The organism is Streptomyces sp. NPDC054863 (assembly GCF_053610825.1).
The window spans coordinates 1-1,910 of record NZ_JBSGZD010000535.1 but is presented as its reverse complement, the minus strand read 5'-3'; the positions used below and the strand labels follow the sequence as shown (position 1 = coordinate 1,910).

The 1,910-nt window shown below is 66.3% G+C and carries 1 protein-coding gene and 2 tRNA genes; 1 reads left to right on the top strand and 2 read right to left on the bottom strand.

The annotated features are described in order from the left end of the window. Window positions 1-37 precede the first annotated feature (37 nt). Complete coding sequence (gene tig / locus ACWGIG_RS38665; protein WP_453326408.1) at window positions 38-1,441, bottom strand: trigger factor; 1,404 nt, start codon at window positions 1,439-1,441, stop codon at window positions 38-40. Window positions 1,442-1,611: 170 nt separating this feature from the next. Next, window positions 1,612-1,688 (bottom strand) — tRNA-Pro (locus ACWGIG_RS38660). 145 nt (window positions 1,689-1,833) lie between these two features. On the opposite strand from ACWGIG_RS38660, the gene ACWGIG_RS38655 reads away from it, so the two are divergent. Beyond that, window positions 1,834-1,904: transfer RNA gene (locus tag ACWGIG_RS38655), tRNA-Gly, on the top strand. The last annotated feature ends 6 nt before the right edge of the window (window positions 1,905-1,910 follow it).

Sequence of the window (1,910 nt, the reverse complement as noted above, 5' to 3'; positions counted from 1 at the left end):
TCGTGACTCAGGTGCCGTACTCAGGGGCTGTCGGGGCCTACTTGGCCTCGGCGGCGTCCTTCACGTCGGCGTCGCCCTCGGCGGACTCGGCTGCGGCGTCGGCGTCGACCGTCTCGGCGGTCTCGTCCTCGTCGTCGTCGAGCTCGACGAGCTCACCGTTCGTGTCCTTGACCGTGACGGCCTCGACGACCACGGCGAGCGCCTTGCCGCGGGCGACCTCGCCGACGAGCATCGGGACCTGGCCGCCTTCGACGACCGCCTGGGCGAACTGGTCGGGGGACATGCCGGAGGACTGCGCGCGACGCATGAGGTGCTCGGTGAGCTCCTCCTGGTTCACGTTCAGCTTCTCCTTGTTGACCAGCTCGTCGAGGATGAACTGGGTCTTGATGCCCTTGATCGCCTGCTCGGCGGTCTCGGCGTCGAACTCTTCCTCCGTCTTGCCCTGGATCTCCAGGTACTTCGGGAGGTCGATGCCCATCTGGCCGAGCTGGTGGTGCTCCAGGTTGTGCTTGCGGGTCTTGACCTCGTCCGCGAGGAGGTTCTCGGGGATCGGGACCTCGACGAGCTCGATGAGCTTGTCGAGCACGCGCTCCTGGGCCTGGGTGGCCTGGTCGTACTGCTTCATGTTCTCAAGGCGCTTGCGGCTGTCGGCCGTCAGCTCCTCCAGCGTGTCGAACTCGCTCGCCATCTGGGCGAACTCGTCGTCCAGCTCGGGGAGTTCACGGGCGGCGACGGCGGACACCTTCACGGTGACCTCGGCGTCCTTGCCCTCGGCGGAGCCGCCCTTGAGCTGGGAGGTGAAGGTGGCCTCGCCACCGGCCTCCAGGCCCTTGACTGCCTCGTCGATGCCTTCGAGGAGCTCGCCGGAGCCGATGGTGTACGAAACACCCTCGGCCACGCCGTCCTCCAGGACCTCGCCGTCGACCTTGGCCTCAAGGTCGATCGTGACGACGTCGCCGTCTTCGGCGGCGCGCTCCACCGGGTTGGTGGAGGCGAAGCGACCACGCAGGTCCTCGACAGCCTTCGCGACGTCCTCGTCGGAGACGGAGACGGCGTCGACCTCGACCTCGATGCCGGAGTAGTCCGGGATCTCGATCGACGGGCGGATGTCGACCTCGGCGGTGAAGGACAGCAGTTCGCCGTCCTTCAGCTCCGTGATGTCCACCTCGGGCTGACCCAGCGGGTTCAGCTCACCCTCGTTGACGGCCTCGGTGTAGAACTTCGGGAGGGCGTCGTTGACGGCCTCCTCCAGAACAGCGCCACGGCCGAACCGCTGGTCGATGACTCGGTTCGGGATCTTCCCCTTGCGGAAGCCCTTCACCGTGACCTGCTGGTTGATCTTCTTGTACGCCGCGTCGAGGCTGTCCTTGAGCTCCTCGAAGGGCACCTCAATGCTGAGCCGAACCCGGGTCGGGTTCAGGGTCTCCACGGCGCTCTTCACGGTTCGGTCTCCTTGGTGGCTGACTTCTTGGGTTCTGCCGAACCGCTCAGTTGGGCGGTCCTGCTGATCGAGCCCGGTATCAGACACACGGGCACGCAGCTTGCATAGTAACGGCAAGCGGACGTGCTCCCACAATGCGATCTTGTGGGGGACCTCAAGAGGGTTCCTGCTGGTCGGGGTGGCCGGATTCGAACCGACGACCTTCCGCTCCCAAAGCGGACGCGCTACCAAGCTGCGCCACACCCCGTCGGTGCGACACGTAGGGTACATGCCCGCGGGCACTGCGTCGGCCGCTTTACCGGCTCGTGGAATCGGGGTGTGCACCGACGCTCCGGGACCCGCTACGATGCTCTCCGTACCGCGGTCGCTTCCGGCGGCCCTGCGGTGCGTGTGCGGGCGTAGCTCAATGGTAGAGCCCTAGTCTTCCAAACTAGCTACGCGGGTTCGATTCCCGTCGCCCGCTCTGCAA